We start from the raw sequence: 26,524 nt of genomic DNA on the forward strand, positions 1-26,524 counted from the left end.
GCGGCCACGGGCCCCGAGGCCGGGCCCCAGCTGCTGACCGGCTACCGGGCCCTGGGACGGCAGACGGCCGAGCGCGCCCGCGCCTGCGGCAGACTGGAGGAGACGACGTACCGCGCGGTGCTGGCCGCGCTCGAGGAAGGGGAACGGCCGTGACGGAACCCGTGGTGTGCACCACCGTGGCGCAGCTGCGCGAGGAGGTGGCCGCACGCACCGCGGCCGGCGCGGAGAGCGTGGGGTTGCTGCCCACCATGGGCGCGCTGCACGCGGGGCACCTGCAGATCGCGCGCCGCACGCGGGCGGAGAACGACGTCGCCGTCGTCTCGGTCTTCGTGAACCCCCTGCAGTTCGGCCCGGGGGAGGACTTCGAGAGCTACCCGCGGCAGCTGGAGCAGGACGTCCGGCTGCTCGCGCAGGAGCGCGTGGACCTCGTGTTCGCCCCCTCGGTGGAGGAGATGTACCCCGGTGGCACGCCGGTGGTGTCCGTGACCTCGGGTGCGGCCGGTGCCGTGCTGGAGGGGGCCACGCGTCCCGGTCACTTCGACGGCGCGCTGACCGTGGTGAACAAGCTGCTCACCATCGTGGACCCCGGCCCGCGGATCCTGTTCCGCGCCTACTTCGGGGAGAAGGACGCCCAGCAGCTGCTGCTCATGCAGCGCATGGTGCGTGACTTCAATCACCGCGTGGAGATCCGCCCGGTGCCCATCGTGCGCTCCGAGCAGGGCCTCGCGCTGTCCTCCCGCAACCAGTACCTCTCACCGGAGCAGGCCGGGCACGCGCTCGTGCTCAACGCCACCCTGCGCGCCCTGGCCGGCGGGGAGCTCACGCTGGACGAGGCCCGACGGCGCGTGGCCGCGGAACCGGAGGTCTCCCTCGACTACCTCGTGACCGTGGATCCGGACACGCTCGCCGTCACCGAGCCGCGCCCCGGTGCCCTCGCGCTGGTCGCCGCGTGGGTGGGCCCCACCCGGCTGATCGACAACATGCGGATACCGGCGTGAACGGTATCCTGGTCCACTGTGACCGAACAGCCTGAAACCACCGTTCCCGCGGCGTCCGCCGACTCCGATCCCGAGCTGAGCGCACACGAGCTCAACGACCAGATGCTCGTGCGCGCCGAGAAGCGCCAGGCGGCCTCGGACGCCGGGATGGCGCCGTACCCGGTGGGCGTGAACCGCACCGCCACCCTGGCCGAGGTGCGCGAGCAGTTCGGCCACCTGGAGTCCGGCGAGGAGACCGAGCACGTGGTCACCGTGGCCGGGCGCGTGGTGCACGTGCGCAACACCGGCAAGCTGTGCTTCGGAACCCTCCAGGAGGGGGACGGCACCCGCCTGCAGGTCATGCTCTCCAAGGCGAACGTGGGGGACGAGTCCCTCGCGCAGTGGAAGGCCCTCGTGGACCTGGGCGACTTCGTGGCCGTCACGGGCCGCGTGATCAGCTCCCGGCGCGGAGAGCTCTCCGTGATGGCGGACTCCTGGACCATGGCGTCCAAGGCACTGCGCCCCCTGCCCACCATGCACAAGGAGCTCAACGAGGAAACCAGGGTGCGCCAGCGCTACCTGGACCTGATCGTGCGCCAGGAGGCGCGCGACGTCGTGCTCACCCGCTCCGCGATCATCCGCACCGTGCGCCGCGTGATGGAGGAGCAGGGCTACGTGGAGATCGAGACCCCCATGCTCCAGCTGGTCCACGGCGGTGCCGCGGCGCGCCCGTTCGAGACCCACCTCAACGCCTTCGACCAGGACATGACCCTGCGCATCGCCACCGAGCTCTACCTCAAGCGCGCCGTGGTGGGCGGGATCGAGCGCGTGTTCGAGATCGGACGCGTGTTCCGCAACGAGGGCGTGGACTCCTCCCACAGCCCCGAGTTCACCACCCTGGAGGCCTACGAGGCCTACGGTGACCAGTTCACGATGGCCGAGCGGATCAAGACGATCATCCAGGAGTGCGCCCGCGTGCTGGGCGTCGAGGGCGTGGACACGCCCCAGGGCCGGATCGAGCTGTTCGGGGAGTGGAAGTGGCTCTCCGTGTACCCGGCGCTGTCCGAGGCCGTGGGGCGCGAGATCACCCCGGACACCCCCGCGGAGGAGCTGCGCGCCGTCGCGGCCGAGCGGGAGGTCCCGGTCAACCCCGCGTGGGACGCGCAGAAGCTCGTGATCGAGCTCTTCGGGGAGATCGTGGAGCCCACGCTGCTGCAGCCCACGTTCGTGTGCGACTACCCGCCGGCCGCCCAGCCGCTGGCACGCCAGCACCGCTCGGAGCCCGGCCTGATCGAGGCGTGGGACCTGATCATCGGCGGCATGGAGCGCGGCACCGCGTTCTCCGAGCTGGTGGACCCCGTGGTGCAGCGCGAACGGCTCGTGGCGCAGTCCCGCCTGGCCGCGGCCGGGGACGACGAGGCCATGCAGCTGGACGAGGACTTCCTGCGCGCCCTGGAGCACGGAGCCCCGCCCATGGGCGGACTCGGACTCGGCCTGGACCGTCTCATCATGCTCTTCACGAACCTCGGTATCCGGGAGACCATTCTCTTCCCGCTCATGAAGCCCGAGTGATTCGACCCGCAGCACACCCGTGCACAGCAATCGCACAGACCCCCGGAGGATGATCACCCGCATGGATTACCTGGCCGTATTTCTCCCCTCGCTGGGCGTGGGTGTGGTGTTCTACCTGGTGATGCGCTGGCTGTTCCGCGGTGACCGGGCCGAGCGCAGCGCGCAGACGCGGGCGCAGCAGGACGCCGAGCGCTGGTACCGCGAGGTGCGGGAGCGCGAGGGGGACGCTGCACCTTTCGGTCACGAGCAGGAGCAGGAAACGCAGCGGCCGCAGCGCGGACTGGCACTGCGCAACAGCATTCCTATTCGCGAATCACCGGAAGACCCGCAGCGCACGGAATAGCCCGTGATGACAATTGGCGAATTGCGTGCAATGATGGGGCACGTGATTCGGGGAAATCGGCACGCGTTCGATTCACGCTCGGCCCGCATTGTCGCGAATGTAATGCGACGCATGCAGGGCGCGTGGGCGGATTCGGGGACGAGCGGCGTATTCTGCGATTCACCCCACACCTTTTGTTCACCATAGCGAAACAAAGAACTATCCTGCCCGCGGGCACTTGGAGGAGATGACATGGCTCAGACCGTGAAGATCATTCTTGAGGACGACATCGACGGCGGCGAGGCCAACGAGACGGTGCGCTTCGGTCTGGACGGGGGCCAGTACGAGATCGACCTCAGCTCGGCGAACGCCACCAAGCTGCGCGACGCCATGCGGCCGTACGTGACCGCCGGGCGCCGCGCCACCGCCAAGAGCGGTCGCAGCACCACCGCCACCACCCGTCCCAGCCGCTCCGGCAACCCGGAGACCCCCAAGATCCGTGCGTGGGCCAAGAAGAAGGGCCTGCAGGTCTCGGACCGCGGCCGGATCCACCAGGACATCCAGGACCAGTACTACGCCGAGAACGGCAACTGATCCGCCACGGTCCGTCGCTCGGGAGCCTTCCCGGGCAGCTGCGGACCGTGCGGTGCCGCGGGAGAGCCACGCGCTGACCCGCCGCACCACCCGGCAACGGCCGGAACACGCCAGCACCGGCGTGTTCCGGCCGTTGCCGTCGGCGGAGAAAGTGGCGGGGGGCGCATTTGCGCGCGCTACCGGGGGAGGAATTTTGCTGAGGGCTGGATACCGTGCGCCAGTGGCGAACAGTGCCCGGAGCGGCGATTCGGGTGCCTAGCATCGTGGGCAGAGATCAATGAAGGAGTATCCATGTTCGAACGCTTCACCGACCGTGCCCGCAGGGTCGTCGTGCTGGCCCAGGAAGAGGCCAGGATGCTCAACCACAACTACATCGGGACCGAGCACCTGCTGCTCGGCCTGATCCATGAGGGCGAGGGCGTTGCCGCCAAGGCCCTCGAGTCCATGGGCATCACGTTGAGCGCCGCGCGCGAGCAGGTCCAGGACATCATCGGCCCGGGCCAGCAGGCGCCGTCGGGCCACATCCCGTTCACGCCCCGCGCCAAGAAGGTGCTGGAGCACTCGCTGCGCGAGGCGCTGCAGCTGGGGCACAACTACATCGGCACCGAGCACATCCTGCTCGGCATCATCCGCGCCGGCGAGGGCGTGGCCTCCCAGGTCCTCGTCAAGCTCGGTGCGGACCCCGCCAAGGTGCGCGCCACCGTGCTGGAGCTCATCTCGGGCTACCAGTCCGGCAGCGGCGGCGGCGAGAAGGAGGCCGCCGGCGTCGGCACCGGTGGTCGCGCGGAGGGCACCCCGGCCGGTTCCGCCGTGCTGGACCAGTTCGGCCGCAACCTCACCGCGGCCGCGCGCGAGTCCCAGCTGGACCCCGTGATCGGGCGCTACCGCGAGATGGAGCGCGTCATGCAGGTGCTCTCGCGGCGCACCAAGAACAACCCGGTGCTGATCGGCGAGCCCGGCGTGGGCAAGACCGCCGTGGTCGAGGGCCTGGCCCAGGCGATCGTGCGCGGGGACGTGCCCGAGACGCTGAAGGACAAGCAGCTCTACACGCTGGACCTCGGCTCCCTGGTGGCGGGTTCGCGCTACCGCGGCGACTTCGAGGAACGGCTGAAGAAGGTCCTCAAGGAGATCCGCACGCGCGGTGACATCATCCTGTTCATCGACGAGATCCACACCCTGGTGGGTGCCGGTGCCGCCGAGGGCGCGATCGACGCCGCCTCCATCCTCAAGCCCATGCTGGCGCGGGGTGAGCTGCAGACCATCGGCGCCACCACGCTGGACGAGTACCGCAAGCACATCGAGAAGGACGCCGCGCTGGAGCGCCGCTTCCAGCCCATCCAGGTGGACGAGCCCTCCGAGGCGCACGCCGTGGAGATCCTCAAGGGCCTGCGGGACAAGTACGAGGCGCACCACCGCGTGTCCATCTCGGACGACGCCCTGGACGCCGCCGTGCACATGTCCGCGCGCTACGTCTCGGACCGCTTCCTGCCGGACAAGGCCATCGACCTGATCGACGAGGCCGGTGCCCGTCTGCGCATCAAGCGCATGACGGCGCCGCCGGAGATCAAGGCCCTGGACGAGAAGATCGCGGAGACCAAGCAGGGCAAGGAAGCCGCGATCGACGGCCAGGACTACGAGAAGGCCGCCGCGCTGCGCGACACCGAGCAGAAGCTCATCGCGGAGCGGGACGAGAAGGACAAGGCCTGGCGCGAGGGGGACGAGCAGATCTCGGAGGTGACCCCGGAGGTCATCTCGGACGTGCTCTCGGCCTCCACCGGCGTGCCCGTGTACAAGCTCTCCGAGGAGGAGTCCGGACGGCTCCTGCACATGGAGGACGAGCTGCACAAGCGCGTCATCGGCCAGAACGAGGCCATCAAGGCCCTGTCCCGCTCGATCCGCCGCACCCGCGCGGGTCTGAAGGATCCCCGTCGCCCCGGTGGCTCGTTCATCTTCGCCGGACCCACCGGCGTGGGCAAGACCGAGCTGGCCAAGGCGCTCGCGGAGTTCCTGTTCGGCGACGAGGACGCCCTGATCACGCTGGACATGTCCGAGTACCAGGAGAAGCACACGGTCTCGCGGCTCTTCGGTGCCCCTCCGGGCTACGTGGGCTACGAGGAGGGCGGCCAGCTGACCGAGAAGGTCCGCCGCAAGCCGTTCTCCGTGGTGCTCTTCGACGAGGTCGAGAAGGCGCACCAGGACCTGTTCAACTCGCTGCTGCAGATCCTCGAGGACGGTCGTCTGACCGACTCGCAGGGCCGCGTGGTGGACTTCAAGAACACGGTGATCATCATGACCACGAACCTGGGCACCCGGGACATCTCCCGCACGGTTCCCGTGGGCTTCCAGGCCAGCGGGGACGCGGCGACGTCCTACGACCGCATGCAGGCCAAGGTGCAGGAGGAGCTCAAGGAGCACTTCCGCCCCGAGTTCCTCAACCGTGTGGACGAGATCATCGTGTTCCCCCAGCTGAGCGAGTCCGAGATCGTGCAGATCGTGGACCTGTTCGTGGCGCGGCTGCAGCAGCGGCTGCGCGAGCAGGACATGTCGATCACGCTCACGGACGAGGCCAAGAAGCTCGTGGCCAAGCGCGGCTACGACCCCTCCATGGGTGCGCGTCCGCTGCGCCGGACCATGCAGCGCGAGATCGAGGACCAGCTCTCGGAGCGGATCCTGTTCGGTGAGATCGCCTCCGGTGAGAAGATCACCGTGGGTGTCGAGGGAGAGGGCGACGACGCCGCCTTCACCTTCTCCTCCACGCCCATGTCCGAGCTCTCGGCCGAGGAGCTGCAGGAGATCGAGGACACGCCGAGCCTCACGGACGGGGACGACAGCCAGTCCGGCAAGGACGTCCCGCGCTCGCCCCACACCGGTGGCGACACCGGCGGGGGAGCGGCGCAGGCCCAGGCCTGAGCCTGACGGGCCGTGCCGGGAGACCGGCACGGACCCCCTGACGCGAGCGGGCGGCGTCGTGGACCACAGCGGTTCACGACGCCGCCCGCTCGCGTTGTCGTGTCCGGTCCCCGCTCCGCGTTGCCGGGCAGGCACCGCTCCGCGTTGCCTGGTCGGCTCCGAGCCGGTCGTTGGCGGCGGGCCACCGCGTACAGTCGGGGCCATGACAGAGATCCGCATCCGCCCCGCCCGGACCACCGACGTCCACGGGATCAAGGAGCTCGTGGCGCCCATGGCGGCCGAGCGCATCCTGATCACCAAGGACACGGTCACCTACTACGAGAGCATCCAGGAGTTCGTGGTCGCGGAGGACGGCGAGGGGACCCTGGTGGGGTGCGGTGCGCTGCACGTGATGTGGGAGGACCTCGCGGAGGTGCGCACGCTCGCCACGTCCCCGGCGGCGCGCGGGCACGGCGTGGGCGGGGGCATGATCCGGGAGCTGCTGGCGCGGGCCTCCCGGCTGGGGGTGAGCCGGGTCTTCTGCCTCACGTTCGAGGTGGACTTCTTCGCGGCGCACGGCTTCGAGGTCATGGCGAACCAGGAGACCATCCCGCCGGAGGTGTTCGCGGAGCTGCTGCGCTCCCACGACGAGGGTGTGGCCGAGTACCTGGACCTCGCCCGGGTGAAGCCGAACACGCTGGGCAACACCCGGATGATCCGTTCCGTCACACCGGAAGGCACCGCCATATCGGAAGGCGCCGTCACACCGGGAATCGCCACCACACCGGGCGGCGCCGTCACACCGGAAGGCTGAGCCCGCCGTCGGACTCGGCGGCCAGGCCGTCCGCGAGCAGCCCGGCCAGGGCCCGCTCGCGCTGCTCGGCCGGGGCGGGCAGCCGCCACAGGGCGGTGAGACCGTCCACGACCACCTGCGGCGGCGCCCCGTGCTCCGTGGCGAGCTGCTCTGCGGAGGAGGCGTCCGCGAGCAGCAGGCGGCGGGGCACCGGTTCCTCCGCGGCGCGCAGCACGGCCATGAGCGCACCGCGCACCTGCCGGTCGGTTCCGTGCCACGCCTGCCCGCGCGGCACGTCCTCGGCCGGGGGACTGCCCGCGGCCACCCACGCGCAGTCCTCCCGCACCGGGCACTCGGAGCAGCGCGGAGAACGAGCCGTGCAGACCAGGGCGCCGAGCTCCATGACGGCCTGGTTCCACGCCACGGACTCGGGGACGTCCCGGGGCAGCAGCTCCTCGGCGAGCCGCGTCTCGGCAGCCGTGAGGGAGCGGGAGGGCAGCGCTCGCCCCGTGAACAGCCGGGCCTCCACGCGCCGGATGTTGGTGTCCACCACCGCGTGGCGCTGGCGGAACGCGAAGACGGCCACCGCGGCGGCGGTGTACGCCCCGATCCCGGGCAGCGCGAGCAGCTCGGAGTGCCTGCTCGGCACCCGCCCGCCGTGCTCGTCACGGACGCTCTGTGCGGCGGCGTGCAGCCGCAGGGCGCGGTGGGGGTAGCCGAGCCGGTCCCAGGCGCGGACGACGTCCGCGGGGGAGGCCTCCGCCAGGTCCTGGGGCTCGGGCCACTGCTGCATCCAGCGCCGCCACACGGGCAGCACGCGCACCACGGGGGTCTGCTGCAGCATGATCTCGCTGACGAGCACCTGCCACGGGGAGCGCTCCGGTGCCCGCCAGGGGAGGTCCCGGGCGGCGCGCGCGTACCACTCGATCACGGCGCGGTGGATGCCCTGGTGGACGTCCTGCCGGGGGTCTTCCGCGGCGGGCCCGGCGCTCGAGTTCATAACTCCCCACGGTAACCTGGAGACCATGGCTTCCCACGGTTCCGAGCGACACGATCCCCCCTCGTACCCCTCCGACGACGGGGGCTCGGAGGCCCGCCTCCCGGACCACGTCTACCGGCGACGCCGCCTGGTGGCGCTGGCCGTGCTGGTGCTCTTCGCACTGTTCGTCGTCTGGGCCGTCACCATGGGCGTCCGTGCCGTGACCTCGTCGGATTCCGGGGCCGGGGACGAGGACCCGGCCCCGGCCGCCGCGTCGACCGCGAGCACCCAGGTCACCGCCAACCCGGACCAGAAGTTCGCCGACTTCACGCCCCGGCCCAACCCCTCGGGCTCGGGGAGCGCGGCGCCGTCGTCCTCACCCAGTGCGAGCAGCACACCCCAGGCGTGCGGGACGAACCTCACGGTCACGGCCTCCACCGACAAGGAGACCTACGCCGCCAAGGAGCAGCCCGCGCTCGTGATGACTCTGGAGAACACCGGGGACAACCCGTGCACCGTGAACGCCGGCAGCAAGCAGATGGCGTTCGTGGTGACCTCCGGCTCGGACACCGTGTTCGACTCGCGCCACTGCGCCGCCCCGGGCGAGGACAAGACGGTCACGCTCGACGCGGGGCAGAAGGAGACGTCGCGGCTGACCTGGAACCGCGTCCGCACCGCAGAGGGCTGCCCCGCCGGTCAGGCGGAAGCGCTCGCGGGGTACTACAACCTCACGGCCTCCCTGGGCGAGGACAGCAGCCCCCAGGTGGCGTTCGTCCTGCAGTAGGCGGAAGCCGCGGCGGAAGGGACCGTGGACGGTCACTGCCGCTGCCACGGGCTTGTTGTCCGGTCGGGTGGTCCTCGCCCCCGCAGAGCGGTGCACACTCGGCGCGGGGCGGCGCTCACCCCAGGAGAGCAGCCGTCGCCCTCGGCCCGGTTCCCACTCCGCGGGAGCCGGGCCGACGGGTCGCAGCGGCTCACATGAAGCGGTCGAGCAGGCTCGTCTCCGCCATGCGGGAGAGGGACTCGCGGACCGTGCGGGCCCGCTGCTCGCCGATGCCCTCCACGGACATCAGGTCCTCGAGGTTCGCGGCCATCAGGGACTGCAGCCCGTCGAACTGCGCCACGAGTCGCTTGGCCACCGCGCGCGGCATGGACTTGATCCCCTCGAGCAGCCGGTAGCCGTGGGGGTGGAGGTCTGTCTCCAGGCTCCCCTGCGGTGCCGTGAGACCCGCGGCGGAGGCGACCTTCTGCAGGTCGATGAGGTCCGCGGAGGACAGCTCCGCCAGTCGCTCCAGGGCCGCGTCCAGCTCCTCGGCGGGGGTGGGGTCCGGGAGGTAGTCCCGCAGGACGACGTCCGGGCCGGGACCGGTGCCGGCGGTGAGCTCCTCGAGCTGCAGGGAGATCAGCCGCCCGTCCTCGCCGAGCTCCAGCACGTACCACCCGATCTCCTCCGAAATGCGCCGGACCATCTCCATGCGCTGCAGGGTGAGGGCGACGTCCCGTGCGGTCACCGCCGCCTCGATCTCGAGGGCCGAGAGGGCCCCGAGCACCTGCTCCAGACGGTGGCTGTAGTGCTCGAGGGTCTGCAGCGCCTGGTTCGCCCGGGCCATGATGGCCTGCGAGCCCTCGATGACGTACCGGTAGTCGTCCACGTAGATGGTGATCACGCTCATCGACTGGCTCACCGAGATCACGGGCAGGCCGGTCTGCTTGGCGGTGCGCTCCGCGGAGCGGTGCCGCGTGCCGGACTCCTGAGTGGTGATTCGTGCATCCGGCATGAGCTGGACCCCGGCCTTCAGGAGGCGGGAGGCGTCCCTGTCGCACACGATCGCACCGTCCATCTTGGCGAGCTCGCGCAGCTTGGTGGGGGTGAAGTCCGTGTCGATGTCGAAGCCCCCGGAGCACAGCGACTCCATGGAGCGCTCGAAGCCGAGGACGATCAGCGCACCCGTGCGACCCCGCAGGATGCGCTCCAGCCCGGTCCGCAGCTCGGTCCCGGGGGCGACCCGCGCGAGGGTCTTCCGCAGAGCGGTTTCACGTGTCTTCACCACGACACCATTCTATGTACGGGTCTCTGTACGGGCCGCGCACAGCGTGGTGCAGGCTCTGCGGCCAGCCCGCGGCCCGTCCTCGCCCGCCGCGGCCCACGGGCTCAGCCGGCCCGCGGCGGGAAGAGCAGCTCCATAGCCTGGTTCACCGTGGTGACCTCCCGCGCCGAGAACCCCGGCGGGATCTTCCCCGGGCCGCTGGGCGAGGCGGGGACGACCGCGTGGGTGAATCCCAGGCGGGCGACCTCCTGGATCCGACGGTTGATCTCCGGCACCGGCCGCACCTCCCCGGCCAGCCCGATCTCCCCGAAGCACACGAGCCGCTGCGGCAGCGGGCGGTCCTGCGCGGCGGAGGCCAGGGCCATGCACACGGCCAGGTCCGTGGCGGGCTCCGTCAGCCGCACCCCGCCCACCGTGGAGACGTAGCAGTCCATGGAGGCGAGGGCCACGCCGGCCCTGCGCTGCAGCACGGCCAGCAGCATGGCTACGCGGGAGCCGTCCAGCCCGGCGGTGGCCCGCCGCGGCTGCGCGGTGCTCGACTTGTCCAGCAGCGCCTGGACCTCGGCGAGCAGGGGTCGGCGGCCCTCCACCGTGACGCTCAGGCACGTGCCCGCCACCGGCACGGGGGTGCGGGAGACGAACAGTCCCGAGGGGTCCGAGACGGAGCGGATGCCGTTCTCCTCGAGGTCGAAGCACCCCACCTCGTCCGTGGGCCCGAAGCGGTTCTTGACGGCCCGCAGCAGCCGGATGCGCGAGTGCTTGTCACCCTCGAACTGGCACACCACGTCCACGAGGTGCTCGAGCAGCCGGGGCCCGGCGATCGAGCCCTCCTTGGTCACGTGGCCCACGAGCAGGGTGGTCATGTTCCTGGTCTTCGCGGCGTGGATGAGGCTCGCGGCCACCTCCCGCACCTGGCTCACACCGCCGGCGGAGCCCTCGATCTCCGAGCTCGCCAACGTCTGCACGGAGTCCACGACCAGCAGGTCCGGGGACAGCGCCTCGACTTGCGCCAGTGCCGCCGAGAGGTCCGACTCCGCCGCCAGGTACAGCGTGTCTGAGAGTGCGTTGATCCGCTCGGCTCTCAGCTTCACCTGCGCGGCGGACTCCTCCCCGGTCACGTAGAGCACGGTGCGAGGGGAGGCCCCGGACGACGTTGCCCGCGAACCGGACGCGCGTTCCGCGCCCTCGCCGGTACTGGCGTTCGGCCCCGCGGTGCGCATCGCCTCACCCGCGGCGCCCGCGGCAACCTTCGCGGCGGCGTCCAGCAGCAGGGTGGACTTGCCCACGCCGGGTTCACCGGCGAGCAGGATCACGGCGCCCGGGACGAGCCCGCCCCCGAGCACCCTGTCCAGCTCGGGAACCTGGGTGGGGGTGAACCGCGCGACGGAGGAGTCCACCTGGGAGATGGGCCGTGCCGGAGTGGCCACGGAGGACGCCGCTCGGGTGCGACCGTGCTCCTGGCTGCCGCCCATCTCCTGGACGGTTCCCCAGGCCTGGCACTCACCGCAGCGCCCCACCCACTTGGCGGTGGTCCACCCACACTCCGTGCAGCGGTAGGTCACGGAGGGCTTACGGGTCTTCGTGCTCATGGCCTCACCATAGGGGGCGGCTCCGACGCGCATAGGCGACCGGGCCGGCCCCGCCGCCTCACTGCCCGCCGAGCGCCGGGAGGCTCTTGGCGGCGGTCTCGTGGGAGACCCCTGCGGCCTCGAGCAGGTCCACCACCATGGGACGCAGCAGCAGCACGAGCGCCTCGCCCTCCATAGTGCGGATGCCCATGGCACCAGGTTCCAGACGCTGGGCCACGGAGAACAGCTCGTTGCGCGTCTGGCGCAGGTAGCTCTCCCTCGTCTGCTCGTGGCTCACGGCCAGGGCGTGGCCCAGGCTCAGGACAGCGTCCGAGAGGTCGGCGAGGGCCTCGGAGAGGGAAGTCACGGCGTCGTCGGCGAGCGTGACCCTGTTGAGCACGGACGCGAGGCGGCGTGCGAAGACCCGGGAGTTGCGCACCGCGAGGTCGAGGTAGCGGATGCTCTCACTCAGCTCGTCGATCTCGTGGCGGTGGCGCCGGTAGAGGGGGGACGCGTACGTGATCTCGCGCGAGCCCATGAGCCCCGTGCGCACCGAGTCCACCAGCGGCTGGGTCTGGCGTCCCCGGACCAGAGCGTGCCACGCGAGCCGGGAGTCGGTGTCCGCGACGGCGTGCGAGCAGTCGGTGAGAATGCGCGTGAACTCGTCAATGAGCTTGCTGAGGTCCTGGCGGGGTTCGCGGCGCGGGTCCTGCGGCACGATGTACGCGAGCACGAGCGCGCACAAGCAGCCCACGACCGCGTCGAGCGAGCGGGCGAACACTCCGTCCTGGGAGGGTGGCAGCAGCACCACGAGCACGGACTGCAGACCCATCTGGGTGGTGAAGATGGCGCCGTTGTCCAGGAACCGGGCGAGCAGCAGGGACACGAGCAGGACGACGGTGGCCTGCCACTCCCCGGGACCCAGCAGGTGGATCAGGAGGTCGCCCACGACGATCCCGAGCGTGCAGCCGATGGAGACCTCGAGCACGCGGCGGTAGCGCAGCCCTCCCTTGGCGTAGCCGAGGGAGACGAGGGCGGCGGTGGCGGCGAAGATGGGGCCGTGGTGGCCCAGCAGCCGCTCGGCGATCACGTACGCCCCCACGGCGGCCACCGTCATCTGGACGGCCTGGAAGAAGCCCGCCGTCATCCGCGCCCACCCGGCGCGGCCGCGGCGGCCCGCCAGCTCGGGGACGCGGCGGAGTCGGGAGCGGTGGGTAGCTGCTTCCGAGGACGCCATGAGGCCATCCTAGGCTCCCCTCCCGACGCCGCCGCGCCAGTTGTTAATCGCCCGTTCACCTTGGTGGCCGACGCTGTCAACGTCCGATGCCTACGGTGAGCGCTGGGCGCACTGAGAGCGCTGCGGTGGTGCACGCCGGGACTCCGTCGGCCCCGTTCACCCGCTCCACCGGTTCATGCTTTCGAAGGGAAAAACTGTGAAGCTTTCGCACGTCGGCCGCTCGGCCGCAGTCCTGGCCATTGGTGCCCTCGCCCTGACCGCTTGCGGCTCGGACAACCCCACGGGCAACGCGGGCGGTGGCTCGGGGGAGCAGAGCGGGGTCTCCGGGACCCTGACCGGCATCGGCGCCTCCTCGCAGCAGGCCGCCATGACCGCGTGGCAGAACGGTTTCCAGTCGGCCAACAGCGGCGCCACGGTGCAGTACTCGCCGGACGGCTCCGGCGCGGGGCGCAAGGCGTTCCTGGCGGGCGGGGCGAACTTCGCCGGCTCGGACGCCTACCTCACCGAGGACGAGGTCTCCCAGGCGAAGCAGCAGTGCGGGGATGCCGGGGCCATGGACCTGCCGGTCTACGTATCCCCGATCTCGGTGGCCTTCAACCTGCCGGGCGTGAAGTCCCTGAACCTGGACGCCCCCACGATCGCCAAGATCTTCAAGGGCGAGATCAAGAAGTGGAACGCGGACGAGATCAAGAAGCAGAACCCTGACGCGGACCTCCCGGACACCGCCGTGACCGTGGTGCACCGCAGCGACGACTCCGGCACCACCGAGAACTTCACGGACTACCTCTCCAAGGCCGCGCCCCAGGACTGGACGGAGGAGCCTGCCCAGGCGTGGCCCACCAAGTACGCGGCCGAGAACAACAAGGGCACCTCCGGCGTGGTTTCCACGACCTCCAGCACCGAGGGCGCCGTGACGTACGCGGACTCCTCCGCCGTGGGGGACCTCGGCACCGCGGCCATCAAGGTGGGTGAGAAGTACGTGGCCCACTCCGCGGACGCCGCCGCCAAGGCCGTGGAGGTCTCCAAGCAGGTCGAGGGCCGCGGCGAGCACGACATGGCCATCGACATCGACCGCGCCACCACGGAGGCCGGGGCCTACCCGCTGGTGCTGATCTCCTACCACGTGGTGTGCTCCACCTACGACTCCCAGGAGACGGCGGACCTCGTGAAGTCCTTCGAGAAGTACGTGGTCTCCGAGGACGGCCAGAAGGCCGCCGCGGACTCCGCCGGCTCCGCCCCGCTGTCCCAGTCCCTGCGGGACGAGGCCAAGGCCGCCGTGGAGTCCATCTCCGCGAAGGGCTGACCCGCCCGCAGCGCACGGACGCGGCGTCGGCACCTCACGGGGAGCCGACGCCGCAGCCACGCCCCCGGGGCCCACGAGCCCCTAGGCTGGGCGGTGGCCTTCGCCCAGCACCCACCAGACCTTGATCGAAGGGACTGTTCCATGTCCACCACCCTCAGTGCACGCAGACCCGGGACCAGCTCGTCCGCGGGCGGGCGTGCCGGTGACGCCGTCTTCTCCGGGCTCAGCCTGGCCGCGGGGATCCTGATCTTCGCGGTCCTGGCGGCCGTGGCGCTGTTCCTGCTGCTGCAGGCGCTGCCCACGTTCACCGCCCCCGCGGCCGAGATCACCGGGGGCGCCGGGTTCTTCAGCTACATCGGCCCGCTCGTGGTCGGAACGCTGATCGCCTCGGTGATCGCCCTGCTGATCGCCACGCCCGTGGGCATCCTCGTGGCCCTCTACATCTCGCACTACGCACCGGCGCGGATCTCCACCCCGGTGGGATACGTGATCGACCTGCTCGCGGCGATCCCCTCCGTGATCTACGGCGCGTGGGGCGCCACCGTGCTCGCCCCCGCGCTCGTGCCGCTGTACACCTGGCTCAGCGAGCACGCCGGGTTCATCCCGTTCTTCCAGGGTCCGGCCTCCCAAACCGGCAAGACCATGCTCACCGCGGGTGTGGTGCTCGCCATCATGATCCTCCCGATCATCACCTCCATGTCCCGCGAGATCTTCTCCCAGACCCCCAAGCTGCACGAGGAGGCCGCGCTCGCCCTGGGCGCCACGCGCTGGGAGATGATCCGCATGTCCGTGCTGCCCTTCGCGCGCCCGGGGATCGTCTCCTCGATCATGCTCGCGCTCGGCCGCGCCCTCGGCGAGACCATGGCGGTGGCCCTGGTGCTCTCGTCCGGACCGATGATCGCGTCCCTCGTCAAGTCCGGCAACCAGACCATCGCGGCGGAGATCGCCCTGAACTTCCCGGAGGCCTACGGCCTGCGGCTGTCCGAGCTGATCGCCGCCGGGCTGGTGCTGTTCCTCATCACCCTGGTGGTCAACATGATCGCCCGCGCCATTATCGCCCGCTACAAGGAATTCTCGGGGGCCAACTGATGTCCACGTCCACGCAGACCTCCCAGCCCGGCCCCGGCGTCTCGCCGGTGCGCCGCTCCAAGCTCACGCGCGGGCAGCGGCCCCGCTGGCTCGTGCCCGTGGTGGGCGTCGTCGCCGTGGTGGCGGGTGCCGCGCTCGCCGCGCTGGTGGGCTTCGGCATCGCCCTGTGGGCGCTGTTCGCCGCGGTGATCTTCCTGGTGGTGGGACCGCTCGCCGTGGGGCTCATCGAGGGCTCCCGCGCCGGGAAGGACTCGCTGATGACCTTCCTGGTCTACACGGCCTTCGTCCTGGCGGTCATCCCGCTGGTCTCGGTGATCTGGACGGTGCTCGTCAACGGCGTCCCCGGGCTGACCGGCAACATGCTGTGGACCTCCATGAACGGGGTCACCGGCCTGCAGGACAACACCGCGGGATCCTCCGGCGAGGTGGTGGGCGGTGCGTACCACGCGATCGTGGGCACGGTGTCCATCACCTTCTGGGCCACGGTCATGTCGGTGCCGGTGGGCCTGCTCACCGCCATCTACCTGGTCGAGTACTCCCAGGGCGGCTGGCTCGGCAAGGCGATCACGTTCTTCGTGGACGTGATGACCGGCATCCCGTCCATCGTGGCCGGTCTCTTCGCCGCGGCCCTGTTCGGGATGATCTTCGGGCCCTCCACCCGCACGGGCTTCGTGGCCGCCGTGGCACTGACCGTGCTGATGATCCCCACGGTGGTCAAGAACACGGAGGAGATGCTGCGGATCGTGCCCAACGAGCTACGCGAGGCCTCCTACGCGCTGGGCGTGCGCAAGTGGCGCACCATCCTCAAGGTGGTCATCCCCACCGCGATCTCGGGCATCGCGTCCGGCGTGACGCTCGCGATCGCGCGCGTGATCGGTGAGACCGCGCCCCTGCTGGTGACGGCGGGCTTCGCCACGGCCATCAACTGGAACTCGTTCTCCGGCTGGATGACCACGCTGCCCACGTTCATCTACTACCAGATCATGAACCCGACGTCGCCCACGAACCCCGACCCCTCGCTGCAGCGGGCGTGGGCCGCGGCCCTGATCCTCATCATCATCGTGATGCTGCTGAACCTCGTGGCGCGCCTGATCGCCCGGGCGTTCGCCCCCAAGACCGCCGGGCGCTGAGCGCGGCCCTAACCACCTGAGCGAAGGACTGACACCCATGTCGAAACGCATCGACGTCGAACACCTCAACGTCTACTACGGCGACTTCCTGGCCGTGCAGGACGTCAGCATGAACATCGAGCCGCGCTCCGTGACCGCGTTCATCGGCCCCTCCGGCTGCGGCAAGTCCACGTTCCTGCGCACCCTCAACCGCATGCACGAGGTCATCCCCGGTGCGCGCGCGGAGGGCAAGGTGCTCCTGGACGGGGACGACCTCTACGGCAAGGGCGTGGACCCGGTGACGGTGCGCTCCATGGTGGGGATGGTCTTCCAGCGCCCCAACCCGTTCCCCACCATGTCCATCCGGGACAACGTCCTGGCGGGCGTGAAGCTGAACAACAAGCGGATCTCGAGCAGCGACGCCGACGACCTCGTGGAGAGCTCGTTGCGCGGCGCCAACCTGTGGAACGAGGTCAAGGACCGGCTGGGCAAGCCGGGATCCGGGCTCTCCGGCGGGCAGCAGCAGCGCCTGTGCATCGCCCGCGCGATCGCGGTGAAGCCCGAGGTGATCCTCATGGACGAGCCGTGCTCCGCGCTGGACCCGATCTCCACGCTGGCGATCGAGGACCTGATCAACGACATCAAGTCCGACTACACCGTGGTGATCGTGACCCACAACATGCAGCAGGCCTCGCGTGTCTCGGACAAGACCGCGTTCTTCAACATCGAGGGCACCGGCAAGCCCGGGCGCCTGATCGAGTACGCGCCCACGTCCGAGATCTTCAACACCCCGCAGAAGCAGGAGACGGAGGACTACGTCTCGGGCCGCTTCGGCTGATCCCCGGGACGGCCGGGCACGACGACGCCCCGTGGCCCCGGGCGGGGTCGCCTCGCCTCTGGTGCGGGGCCGCGTCACTCTGGGCTCGGTCTCGGGCGCGGCCTCAGCCTTGGGCTGGGCCGCGGGGATGGAGCCGCAGTGCGCGGGAGGCGGCTGTGCGGCGTCGTCGTCGGCTCAGGGCAGGGCGGGGAGCAGAGGTGACAGCGCGAGGAAGAGCATCCCCGAGACCAGCCCGCACACCGGCGCCGTGACGATCCAGGTGAGGAGCAGGCGCACCACGGTCTGGTGGTAGACGGTGCGGAACTTCTGGGCGGAGCCGGCGCCGAGGATCGCGCCCGTGCTCGTCTGCGAGGTGGACAGCGGGATGGGGGAGAGGAAGCCGCCCACGAAGAGCAGGGCGCCGGAGACCGTCTGGGCGATCGCACCCCGCAGGGGGTCCAGGGTGACCACGCGCGAGGAGAGCGTGTAGGCGATCCGCCACCCGCCCAGCAGCGTCCCGAAGCCCAGGCAGAGGCCCACCAGCAGGACCAGCCACACGGGGATGCTGCCGCGGGAGAAGCCGGAGCCGAGCACGAGCATCAGGACCATGAGGATCCACAGGGTGCGGCGGGCGTGCTGGATCCCGTGGCCGAAGTGGATGGCCGCGGCACCCGTGGCCTGCACCACGCCCGAGCGGAAGTTCACGCGCCCCGGCGTCTCGTGGCGGACCAGGTGCACCAGGGGCGGCACCAGCAGGTAGGCGGCAGCGAACGCGACCACCGGGGAGACGACCAGGGGCACCAGCACGTTCCACGAGAGGTAGGGGCCCACCGGCAGGGGGCCGTGGAGCAGCCCCACGGCGCGCGCCCCCAGCAGGGCACCCACCACCGCGCCGCCGATCGCCGCGGTGGAGGAGGACGGCATCCGCCACCACCAGGTGGCGAGGTCCCAGCCGATCGCGGTCACGAGCGAGCACAGCAGCGCTACGACCCCCACCACGTCCAACGGCACGGGGATCTCGAAGGTGATCATCCGGTTCAGCACCAGCCCCACGAGCAGCGCGCCCACGAGGTTGAACACCGCTCCCAGCCACAGCGCCACGCGCGGGGTGAGGGCGTTGAAGCGCACGGGCAGCGCCACGGCGTTGGAGGCGTCGTGGAAGCCGTTGACCACCGTGAAGACGAGCGTGAGGAGGATCCCCAGCAGGGCCAGCAGCTCGGTCACGGGCTCAGGACTCCGCCACGAGGATCCGGCCCACCTCGGAGGAGACCTGGCCGAGGGCCTGCGCGGCGTCGAAGAGCTGCTGGGCGGTGTCCATTCGGCGGATGGCCTGACCGGCCTTGAACTCGTCCAGCAGGCTGGCCCGGTAGCTGCGCTGGGTGCGCTCGGCCTGGCGGGTCAGCCGGATCATCTCGAACCAGTAGTCGTCGAGCTCCTCCAGGCTGGTCAGGCGGCCCATGGCCTTCAGCGTCATGTGCGCCATGTGCTGGATCACAGCGAGCTGCTCGGTGGCGTGGGAGCTGGGCCGTTCCACCTTGTACTGGCGGTGGAGCTCGGCGCACGCCACGAGGCACTGCACGGCGCGCAGCAGCCAGTGGCCCAGCACGTAGACGTCCTGGCGGGGGATGGGCACCACGTAGGAGGAGCGCGTGGTGGTCATCAGGGAGAAGTAGAGGTTGGTGCAGCGGTCCTCGGTGTCCAGGAGGTCCGTGATGGGCAGCTCCCAGACCTTGTCGATCTGCCCGAGGTGCTCCGAGAGCTGCTCCACCGCCGTCAGGACGCACTGGGCCATCTGGACCAGCAGGTCCGTGACGCGCTCGTCCTCCGGGAAGATCCGAAAGGCCATCCGTCCGTCCTCCAGCGTCCTGGGCTCCGTCAGCCTCGTGCTCGGCTTCGTGTCGGCGCAACTGTACCGAACGAAGGTTACAGGTGGGGAGTACCGTGACGGGTGCACGGGCGGAGGCGCGCAAACCCGCGCGAAGAGAGGGGGAGAAGTAGGCGGTGCCGGACCGGGAGCGCCTCTCGGCGGAAGGCCGCTCGAAGCGGCTAAATGATGGAGCCCGGGGCTGCCGCGGCCCGACACCTGCACCCATCGTAGCGCGAGCCCCCGGGGCCGCCTCAACCCCGGTGGGGCGAGGCCCGATCCGCCGCACCGCGGCACCCCGTGGGCGGCACCAGGCGCGGCCCGGCGTTGCGGCCCGGCAACGTGGGCGTGGTGGGCGACGACAGCACGGCGTCGACGACGGCGTCCCCGGCGAGGCCGACGGCGCGGGCGCGGTGGGCGACGACGCCGCGGTGCCTACTCGAGCGAGCCGGCCCGCCAGGCCTGCGCGGCGGCCTCCAGGTCCTCGGCCGTGCGCAGCAGCCGGGGGATCCGCTCCCACGGATCGCGCACGCTGAGACCGGGCACGTCCAGTGTGTGCTCCTGGCCCGCGGCGACCACCCGGGCGAACGCCGCGAAACGCTCCAGGGCGACGTCGAACTCGCCCTCGAACGCGCCAGAGAGGATGGTGTCCGCGACGTCGCAGATCTCCTGCGCACCCGGCGGGTCCGCGACCCCGGCCACGACGTTCGGCACCTGCGCGGTGTACCGCCCGGCGGCGAACCAGCGGCTCATGCGGTCCGGGTCCTTGCGTGCGGAGGCACGCAGCGCGTAGAGGCGCCAGAGCGTGCCCGGCAGGGACACCGCGGGGGCCTCGGACCACATCTCGGCGATCCCTTCGAGGCCCTGCTCGTCCGTGAGGCGCACCAGGCGTTCCCGGACCGCAGGGTCCTGGGAGTCCCTGCCGCGGGAGACGAGGGCCTGGGCGGCGAGGTGCGCGGCCTCGGAGACCCGAGCGGGATCGGTCCCGCCCTCCTGGGCCTCGAACATCTGCGGTGAGAACTTCACGGGTGAGTGGTGAGTACGGCGTTCGGGCATGCGCCCGAGTGTACGCCCGGGGTCCCCGGCCGGTTCATGACCGCGGTCACGAGCTCAGCCGGCCGTGTGGGTCTCCCCGGCGCGCTGGCGCCAGCGCTCCTCGATGCGCAGCATCGCCTGCTGGCCTACGGCTCGCCACCAGCGCAGCGCCAGGCGCGGGTCCTCCTCCTCGATCTGCGCGATGGCCTCCGGGGACAGCCGCTGGGCGGTGACGTCCGACAGGGCCGTGAAGCTCACCAGGTGGCGCAGCCCGGTGCCCATGGCGATCTCGCCGAAGCTCATTCCCGGGCCGATGATCTCCAGCTCCACCCGGTCGCCCTGCGGGGAGCGGCGGGAGACCTCCACACGCCCCGAGGTCACCATGAACACGCCGTTGAACTTCTGGCCGGCGCGTAGCACGGTGGCGCCGGCGTCCCACGACACGGGCTCGGTGTGCGCGCGGATGCGGCGGACGTCCTCCTCGTCCATGGTGCTCAGCAGCTCGGAGCGGGTGGAGGCCACCTTGTCCGGAGTGCACTCGCCTCCGCCGAACTCCTCGAGGATCCGGTCCTCAGCCCAGGTGAGGGCCTCGGCGCGCGTGGTGAACACCGGCATGGGGTGCTCCAGATGCCCGGCGTGCTCGTTGCCCTTCTCCGCGATCAGCACCACGTGGTGGCCCGTGTTCTCCACCTGCTCCGCCGCGCGACTGAGCATGGGGATCACGAACCGAGCCATGTCGTCCACCTGGCGGATGTCCACGAGCACGTAGCGGGACTGCCGTGCGGCCTCCCGCACCGTGCGGACGGCGGTCTCCGCACCCGCGAAGCGCAGGTCCCCCTGCAGCTCGATGATCCGTGCGTCCTCACCGTGCTCCTCGAGGACCTCCGTGGCGGCCTCGTTGCGACGCACGAGGGACGGCGCCTCCGCGAGGGTGTACTCGGCGCGCACGGTGGAGTGTCCGTTGCGCTCGGTGCGCGCGAAGTGCAGGTCCAGGTCCTTGGTGAGCCGCTCGCACGCCGCCACGCCGCGCACCGAGTTTCCGTGCCGGTCCAGCGGCGGGGAGAACACCGCCACCGCGAGCTGGCCGGGCAGCACAGCGACGACGCCGCCGCTCACACCCGACTTCGCGGGCAGACCCACGCGCAGCGCCCAGCGCCCGGCGTCGTCGTACATGCCGCACGTGCTCATCACGGACAGGACGTCCGAGACCACCGGGGGCTCCAGCACACGCTCCCCGGTCACCGGGTTCCTGCCGCCCGCGGCGAGCGTGGCACCCATCCGGGCCAGGTCCACGCAGTTGAGCATCACCGCGCACTGGCTGAAGTAGTCTTCCAGGGCGCGTGTGGGATCGCCCTCGATGATCCCGCGGGAGGTCAGCAGCCAGCCCAGGGCGCGGTTGCGGTCCCCGGCCCGGCGCTCCTGTGCCTGCACGGTCTTGTTGATCCGCAGCTGCCGGCCGGCGCAGCGCGAGTACAGCCGCAGGATGCGCTCCATGCGCGAGCCGTGGGACGTGTTGCGCACCAGCGAGGTGGACGCGATGGCCCCGGCGTTGATCATGGGGTTGGAGGGACGTCCGGTGTCCGGCTGCAGGGATATCTCGTTGAAGGCGTCCCCGCTGGGCTCCACGTCGATCTTCTCGAAGACACCCTCCACACCGCGGTCCGTCAGCGCCTGCGCATACGTGAAGGCCTTGGAGATGGACTGGATGCTGAACTCCTGCTTGGTGTCACCGGCCTGGTACAGCGCGCCGTCCACGGTGGCCACGGCGATGCCCACGGTCGAGGGGTCCGCGTTCGCAAGCTCCGGGATCGAGGTGTTGACGGCGCCGCCCTCCACCTCGCGCAGGTCCGCCACGACGCGGCGCAGGTACTCCGTGACGGGCGAGGGGCCCAGCTTGGTCATGGGAACGGTGCTCACGGATCACTCCTGGGGATTGGGGGTCGGCCCGGGTACGGCGGTGGCGCGGCGGGCCGGGGCTGGCAGGACCCCGGTGGCGGGGCCTGCACGGCGGGTTCGGATGTTGCCCCAAGGATCCCACACCGTGCGGGTCCTACCGCGGGTTCCCCGCCGCCGGGATCCGCACTGCCTGGCACTTCCCACTGCCGCGCACCCCCACTTTAAGGCCCGTCGCAGCCGGAGGCACGAGGAGCGACGACGCCGCGCGGACGGGCGGAGCGAATCCGCGGCGTGCCTGCGGTAGAGTGGCGGTGCCCGATCGCCGCACCGCGAGATCGGGCACGCGCCTTTAGCTCAGTTGGTAGAGCAGTGGACTTTTAATCCATGGGTCGTGGGTTCGAGCCCCACAGGGCGCACCCTCCAGCCCCGTCCCGGTTCCGACCGGCGCGGGGCTTCTTCATGTGTAGCCTCCGGCGTCCTGCAGCGGGCCCACCGGTCGTTCGGTCTGTCCCCATTTTGCGGTACGTGCGCCGGGTCGGGCCGCCGCGGTGGCGGGGTTCGACCGCCTATAAACGGCTTCTGACATGCGTGAATATGCTTTGTAAGTGGCTTGTCCACAGAATTGTGATGGGTCTGCAGGTGCTTCCGCAGCGGTGGAAATCCCGGGAGTGACGTGTCAGCATGAAGTCATCGCACCACGGGAGAACGAGCGACGCGCGGTCATGACCGGGGGGAATACGGGCCGCGCAGATCGTCGTGATCCGGTCCCCTGACACGCTGGGGGCGTGACAGGACCGGGACGTCTTGTGGAGCGTTGCAACGGGGTCCACGCCGGGGGGCGTGTGCTCCGAGCGGATCTGATCCGCGCCGGTTACCGGCGTGTGCGTCCGCTGCACCGAGAGGACCGCTTCGGGGGAAGGGTCCGGGTGCAGCGGACGTATCACGTTAACGGGCAGCCCCGCGCCGGCACCGCAGGCCGCTTATTCGTGTCCGAGGCACCTGCGAGACTTCGCCCATGACCGAGACGGCGGAACACGGCACCACTTCGCTGCGCGAGCGCGCGCAGCGCCACCTGCGGGACCTCACGGGCAGCCCCGCGGCGGACTTCCACCCGGGGCAGTTCGAGGCCATCTCGGCGCTCGTCCAGGACCACCGCCGGGCGCTCGTGGTCCAGCGCACAGGGTGGGGGAAGTCCGCCGTCTACTTCCTTTCGGCGCTGCTGATGCGCGCCCAGGGCTTCGGGCCAACCCTCATCATCTCTCCGCTGCTGGCGCTGATGCGGGACCAGGTCTCCGCCGCGCAGCGCGCGGGTGTGCGCGCCGCGGCCATCTCCTCCGCCAACCCCACGGAGTGGTCCGAGATCAGCGCGGCACTGGACCGCGGGGAGCTGGATGTCCTGCTCGTCTCCCCGGAACGTCTCAACAACCCGCGCTTCCGAGACGAGCAGCTCCCGCAGCTCGTCTCCCGGCTCGGCCTGCTCGTGGTGGACGAGGCACACTGCATCTCGGACTGGGGACACGACTTCCGCCCGGACTACCGCCGGATCAAGGACATGCTCGCGGACCTGCCGGAGTCCGTGGCAGTGCTGGCCACCACGGCCACCGCGAACGAGCGCGTGATCGAGGACGTCCGCGAGCAGCTCGGCGTGGGCTCCGGATACCAGCAGGAGGTCTTCATGCTGCGCGGTCCCCTCTCCCGGGCGTCCCTGCGGCTCGGCGTGCTGAAGCTGCCCTCCGCCGCCATCCGGCTCGCGTGGCTGCTCCAGCACCTCGAGGAGCTGCCGGGCAGCGGGATCATCTACGCCCTGACCATCGGTGCGGCGGAGGACACCGCGCGGGCGCTGTCGGACGCCGGGCACGCCGTCGCCTCCTACACCGGCCGCACGGACGCCGCGGAGCGCGAGGAGCTCGAGGCCGCACTCAAGGAGAATCAGGTCAAGGCCCTCGTGGCCACGTCCGCGCTGGGCATGGGCTTCGACAAGCCGGATCTCGGCTTTGTGGTGCACCTGGGTGCGCCGTCCTCACCGGTCGCCTACTACCAGCAGGTGGGACGAGCCGGGCGTGCCACGGACAGTGCGGACGTCCTGCTGCTGCCCGGAGCCGAGGACCGGGAGATCTGGGAGTACTTCGCCACAGCCTCCATGCCCACGCAGGAGAAGGCCATGGCGGTGCTCACGGCGCTCGCGGAGCACGGCGGGCCGCTGTCGGTGGCCGCGCTGGAGCCCCGGGTCAACATCAAGCGCTCGCCCCTGGAGCTGCTGCTGAAGGTGCTCGCGGTGGACGGCGCCGTGGAGCGCGTGGCCGGCGGCTGGCAGAGTACGGGCAGGCCGTGGAGCTACGACGCCCCGCGCTACGAGCGCGTGCGGCGGGCTCGGGAAGCCGAGCAGCAGGCCATGCTGGACTACCAGGCCACCACCGAGTGCCGCATGCGGTTCCTCACCCGGCAGCTGGACGATCCCACGGCGCAGCCCTGCGGGCGGTGCGATGTGTGCGCGGGGCCCTGGTACGCCACGGGTGTCGACGCCCAGGCCTCGGACGCCGCGGACGCCGCTCTGCACCGGGCAGGCCTGCCGGTCGAGCCGCGTGCCCAGTGGCCCACGGGCATGGACAGGCTTGGGCTGCCGCTGAAGGGGAAGATCCCGGAGACGGAGCGGGCCGAGCGTGGCAGGGCGCTGGCACGGCTCACGGATCTCGGCTGGGGCCAGCGGCTGCGGGAGGTCTTCCGGGCGGGGGAGGACGGTGCACCCGTGGACTCCGAGGTCACGGCGGACCTCGGGCGGGCGAGCATCTCCGTGCTCGCCCAGTGGGACTGGCAGCGGCGGCCCACCGCTGTGGTGGCCATGCCGTCCGTGTCCCGGCCGCGGCTCGTGGACTCCCTCGCCCGCGGGATCGCCTCCGCCGGGCACCTGCCGTACTGGGGTGCGCTGGAACTGAACCCGGACGTCCCCCGGGGCAGCCACGGCGGCAACAGCGCCTACCGGCTGGCGGAGGTGTGGGACCGGTTCGTGGTCCCGCCGCAGCTTGCCGAGCAGCTTGCGTCCGCCCCACAGGCGAGCATCCTGCTCGTGGACGACCTCGTGGACAGCCGGTGGAGCCTCACCGTCGCGGCCCGGGAGCTGCGGCGGGCGGGGGCGGAGGCGGTTCTGCCGTTCGTGCTCGCATCCCAGGGCTGAGCCGAGGGACGGAGGTACCGAGGGGCCCTCCCGAGCAGGGTTCGCACCCAGGGTTGGCCGACCATTCCCTGGACGGGGGCGCACTTATCCTGGTGGCATGGTTGAACACTCGGCTCATCCGCTCGTGGACATCGTGATCCCCGTCCACTCCACCTCGCGACCGCTCGCGCGGGCCGTGGCCTCAGCATGGCTGGCCGCCCGAGGGGCTGCGCCGGGTCAGTGCCGCGTGACCGTGGTGGCCCACCACCTCACCGGGGACCAGGTCCGAGAGATGCTGCCCCCGGAGCACCGTGCGGCCGTGCACGTGCTGGAGTGCGAGGACCGCGGAACCACCGCCGCGGTCCCGCGCAACGAGGCGCTGCGCCGCACCACCGCCCGCTACGTCAGCTTCCTGGACAGCGACGACACCCTTGACCCGGGCGCCGTGACCCGCTGGATCGGGATCGCGGAGCACCGGGGAAGCGACCTCGTGATGCCGTTCCAGCACCACGAGAACGACCGCGTGGACATCACCCCCATCACCCGTCCGTTCCGCTCCGCCCGGCTCGACCCCGTCAGGGACCGGCTGGCCTACCGGAGCACAGCTTTTGGGCTTGTTCGCGTGTCTGCAGTGCGGGCTTTCGGTATCGAATTCGATGAATCGGTGGTTACCGGGGAAGACCAGTCCTTTGTGATGCGATTGTATTCAGTGGCGGGGCGCATCGACTATGCGGTGGGTGGCCCCGGTCTCCAGATGGGCGCGGACGCGACCGACAGAGTTTCTCGTGAAGCACGTACCGTCCGAGAGGTCCTGGCAGCCCCGCTGAAGCTGGGGAAGCAAACCTGGTTCACGGATGAATCGCAGTCCTTCAGGACGGCCTGCATCCTCAAGTACATCCGCGTCAACTTTTTTCCAGCCGTCGAGGAAATGGCGCGTTCTGGTTCTTGGGATAGCACTTGTGCGCAGGATGCGGCTGCGGCCTTTTCCCAGTTGTTGGAAGTGGCGGGGCGAGGTAAGGAACAGCTTTCACGGGCCGATTGCCGGGCAGCCCGTCTTCTCGCCCGAGGTGCGGAGCAGAACGAGCTGCTCGGGGCACTCGAGGCCCGACGTCGTTTCGCCACCCCCGCGGCCCTGCTCACCGAGGACCCCCGCTGGGTTCTCGCGCGACAGGCGCCACTTCGCATCGCCGCAGCCAGCGCCGCGCAAATGGTGAGGTACCGGCTGGCACTGGCGGCGCGACGCACTCGCCTCTGACCTCCCAGGTCCCGGAGATTCGGTCC

At 70.7% G+C, this 26,524-nt stretch carries 20 protein-coding genes, 1 tRNA gene and 1 pseudogene; 14 read left to right on the forward strand and 8 right to left on the reverse strand.

What is annotated here, in order from left to right:
* Positions 1-149 precede the first annotated feature (149 nt).
* From panC to D8M39_RS06140, 6 genes and pseudogenes are all read left to right on the forward strand, one after another.
* Positions 150-998 (forward strand): pantoate--beta-alanine ligase, encoded by an 849-nt coding sequence (gene panC / locus D8M39_RS06115; protein ID WP_126874637.1) that lies wholly within the window; start codon positions 150-152, stop codon positions 996-998.
* An 18-nt stretch (positions 999-1,016) separates the two neighbouring features.
* Positions 1,017-2,549 carry a lysine--tRNA ligase gene (gene lysS / locus D8M39_RS06120; protein ID WP_055082923.1) on the forward strand — a complete coding sequence of 511 codons (1,533 nt, stop codon included), beginning with the start codon at positions 1,017-1,019 and terminating at the stop codon, positions 2,547-2,549.
* A 61-nt stretch (positions 2,550-2,610) separates the two neighbouring features.
* Positions 2,611-2,892 carry a hypothetical protein gene (locus tag D8M39_RS06125; RefSeq protein WP_232300209.1) on the forward strand — a complete coding sequence of 94 codons (282 nt, stop codon included), beginning with the start codon at positions 2,611-2,613 and terminating at the stop codon, positions 2,890-2,892.
* Between the two features lie 231 nt (positions 2,893-3,123).
* On the forward strand, positions 3,124-3,465 hold the full coding sequence (locus tag D8M39_RS06130) for an Lsr2 family protein (RefSeq protein ID WP_055082920.1): 342 nt from the start codon (positions 3,124-3,126) through the stop codon (positions 3,463-3,465).
* A 291-nt stretch (positions 3,466-3,756) separates the two neighbouring features.
* Complete coding sequence (locus tag D8M39_RS06135; RefSeq protein WP_055082918.1) at positions 3,757-6,375, forward strand: ATP-dependent Clp protease ATP-binding subunit; 2,619 nt, start codon at positions 3,757-3,759, stop codon at positions 6,373-6,375.
* A 202-nt stretch (positions 6,376-6,577) separates the two neighbouring features.
* Positions 6,578-7,081: pseudogene (locus tag D8M39_RS06140) on the forward strand (amino-acid N-acetyltransferase); the annotation flags it as partial.
* A gap of 70 nt (positions 7,082-7,151) precedes the next feature.
* On the opposite strand, the gene D8M39_RS06145 reads toward D8M39_RS06140, so the two are convergent.
* Complete coding sequence (locus D8M39_RS06145) at positions 7,152-8,147, reverse strand: A/G-specific adenine glycosylase (RefSeq protein WP_238693981.1); 996 nt, start codon at positions 8,145-8,147, stop codon at positions 7,152-7,154.
* A 25-nt stretch (positions 8,148-8,172) separates the two neighbouring features.
* Here D8M39_RS06145 and D8M39_RS06150 point away from each other — a divergent pair, with 25 nt between their 5' ends.
* On the forward strand, positions 8,173-8,910 hold the full coding sequence (locus D8M39_RS06150) for a hypothetical protein (RefSeq protein ID WP_126874639.1): 738 nt from the start codon (positions 8,173-8,175) through the stop codon (positions 8,908-8,910).
* A 190-nt stretch (positions 8,911-9,100) separates the two neighbouring features.
* Here the strand turns inward: D8M39_RS06150 and disA are convergent, their stop codons facing one another.
* The 3 genes from disA to D8M39_RS06165 form a co-directional block, all read right to left on the reverse strand.
* Positions 9,101-10,177: a DNA integrity scanning diadenylate cyclase DisA gene (gene disA, locus D8M39_RS06155; protein ID WP_055082912.1), complete on the reverse strand. Its 1,077-nt coding sequence runs from the start codon at positions 10,175-10,177 to the stop codon at positions 9,101-9,103.
* A gap of 101 nt (positions 10,178-10,278) precedes the next feature.
* Positions 10,279-11,763: a DNA repair protein RadA gene (radA, locus tag D8M39_RS06160; RefSeq protein ID WP_126874640.1), complete on the reverse strand. Its 1,485-nt coding sequence runs from the start codon at positions 11,761-11,763 to the stop codon at positions 10,279-10,281.
* Between the two features lie 58 nt (positions 11,764-11,821).
* Positions 11,822-12,979: an aromatic acid exporter family protein gene (locus D8M39_RS06165; RefSeq protein ID WP_055082908.1), complete on the reverse strand. Its 1,158-nt coding sequence runs from the start codon at positions 12,977-12,979 to the stop codon at positions 11,822-11,824.
* 196 nt (positions 12,980-13,175) lie between these two features.
* Here D8M39_RS06165 and pstS point away from each other — a divergent pair, with 196 nt between their 5' ends.
* The 4 genes from pstS to pstB all read left to right on the forward strand — a co-directional run bounded on the left by pstS (position 13,176) and on the right by pstB (position 17,318).
* Positions 13,176-14,282, forward strand: a complete 1,107-nt coding sequence (pstS, locus tag D8M39_RS06170) for a phosphate ABC transporter substrate-binding protein PstS (protein ID WP_174233435.1) — start codon at positions 13,176-13,178, stop codon at positions 14,280-14,282.
* Positions 14,283-14,423: 141 nt separating this feature from the next.
* Complete coding sequence (gene pstC, locus D8M39_RS06175) at positions 14,424-15,371, forward strand: phosphate ABC transporter permease subunit PstC (protein WP_094393505.1); 948 nt, start codon at positions 14,424-14,426, stop codon at positions 15,369-15,371.
* Positions 15,371-16,501 (forward strand): phosphate ABC transporter permease PstA, encoded by a 1,131-nt coding sequence (gene pstA / locus D8M39_RS06180; RefSeq protein ID WP_126874642.1) that lies wholly within the window; start codon positions 15,371-15,373, stop codon positions 16,499-16,501. The genes pstC and pstA overlap by 1 nt, the downstream gene beginning before the upstream one ends.
* Before the next feature lie 37 nt (positions 16,502-16,538).
* A complete protein-coding gene (gene pstB, locus D8M39_RS06185) occupies positions 16,539-17,318 on the forward strand; it encodes a phosphate ABC transporter ATP-binding protein PstB (protein ID WP_055082901.1) in 780 nt (259 codons plus the stop codon).
* Between the two features lie 174 nt (positions 17,319-17,492).
* On the opposite strand, the gene D8M39_RS06190 is transcribed toward pstB, so the two are convergent.
* The 4 genes from D8M39_RS06190 to glsA form a co-directional block, all read right to left on the reverse strand.
* Entirely contained in the window at positions 17,493-18,521 is a 1,029-nt protein-coding gene (locus D8M39_RS06190; protein WP_055082900.1) for an inorganic phosphate transporter, read from the reverse strand.
* 4 nt (positions 18,522-18,525) lie between these two features.
* A complete protein-coding gene (locus tag D8M39_RS06195; protein ID WP_094393507.1) occupies positions 18,526-19,143 on the reverse strand; it encodes a hypothetical protein in 618 nt (205 codons plus the stop codon).
* A gap of 453 nt (positions 19,144-19,596) precedes the next feature.
* Entirely contained in the window at positions 19,597-20,217 is a 621-nt protein-coding gene (locus tag D8M39_RS06200) for a hypothetical protein (RefSeq protein ID WP_055082896.1), read from the reverse strand.
* 54 nt (positions 20,218-20,271) lie between these two features.
* On the reverse strand, positions 20,272-22,113 hold the full coding sequence (glsA, locus tag D8M39_RS06205) for a glutaminase A (protein ID WP_126874643.1): 1,842 nt from the start codon (positions 22,111-22,113) through the stop codon (positions 20,272-20,274).
* A 322-nt stretch (positions 22,114-22,435) separates the two neighbouring features.
* Between glsA and D8M39_RS06210 the strand changes: the two genes are divergently transcribed.
* The 3 genes from D8M39_RS06210 (at position 22,436) to D8M39_RS06220 (ending at position 26,498) form a co-directional block, all read left to right on the forward strand.
* Positions 22,436-22,508 (forward strand) — tRNA-Lys (locus tag D8M39_RS06210).
* A 599-nt stretch (positions 22,509-23,107) separates the two neighbouring features.
* Entirely contained in the window at positions 23,108-25,264 is a 2,157-nt protein-coding gene (locus D8M39_RS06215) for a RecQ family ATP-dependent DNA helicase (RefSeq protein ID WP_126874644.1), read from the forward strand.
* Positions 25,265-25,388: 124 nt separating this feature from the next.
* Complete coding sequence (locus tag D8M39_RS06220) at positions 25,389-26,498, forward strand: glycosyltransferase (protein ID WP_238693982.1); 1,110 nt, start codon at positions 25,389-25,391, stop codon at positions 26,496-26,498.
* The last annotated feature ends 26 nt before the right edge of the window (positions 26,499-26,524 follow it).

Origin of the sequence: Kocuria sp. HSID17590 (genome assembly GCF_003989485.1) — a bacterium.
In the GTDB taxonomy this organism is placed as follows: Bacteria; Actinomycetota; Actinomycetes; order Actinomycetales; family Micrococcaceae; genus Kocuria; species Kocuria salsicia.

Coding starts and splice junctions, on each gene's coding strand:
- D8M39_RS06125 (WP_232300209.1), top strand. CDS start 2,611: ATGGATTACCTGGCCGTATTTCTCCCCTCGCTGGGCGTGGGTGTGGTG.
- D8M39_RS06130 (WP_055082920.1), top strand. CDS start 3,124: ATGGCTCAGACCGTGAAGATCATTCTTGAGGACGACATCGACGGCGGC.
- D8M39_RS06135 (WP_055082918.1), top strand. CDS start 3,757: ATGTTCGAACGCTTCACCGACCGTGCCCGCAGGGTCGTCGTGCTGGCC.
- D8M39_RS06145 (WP_238693981.1), bottom strand. CDS start 8,147: ATGAACTCGAGCGCCGGGCCCGCCGCGGAAGACCCCCGGCAGGACGTC.
- D8M39_RS06150 (WP_126874639.1), top strand. CDS start 8,173: ATGGCTTCCCACGGTTCCGAGCGACACGATCCCCCCTCGTACCCCTCC.
- radA (WP_126874640.1), bottom strand. CDS start 11,763: ATGAGCACGAAGACCCGTAAGCCCTCCGTGACCTACCGCTGCACGGAG.
- D8M39_RS06165 (WP_055082908.1), bottom strand. CDS start 12,979: ATGGCGTCCTCGGAAGCAGCTACCCACCGCTCCCGACTCCGCCGCGTC.
- pstC (WP_094393505.1), top strand. CDS start 14,424: ATGTCCACCACCCTCAGTGCACGCAGACCCGGGACCAGCTCGTCCGCG.
- pstA (WP_126874642.1), top strand. CDS start 15,371: ATGTCCACGTCCACGCAGACCTCCCAGCCCGGCCCCGGCGTCTCGCCG.
- pstB (WP_055082901.1), top strand. CDS start 16,539: ATGTCGAAACGCATCGACGTCGAACACCTCAACGTCTACTACGGCGAC.
- D8M39_RS06195 (WP_094393507.1), bottom strand. CDS start 19,143: ATGGCCTTTCGGATCTTCCCGGAGGACGAGCGCGTCACGGACCTGCTG.
- D8M39_RS06200 (WP_055082896.1), bottom strand. CDS start 20,217: ATGCCCGAACGCCGTACTCACCACTCACCCGTGAAGTTCTCACCGCAG.
- D8M39_RS06215 (WP_126874644.1), top strand. CDS start 23,108: ATGACCGAGACGGCGGAACACGGCACCACTTCGCTGCGCGAGCGCGCG.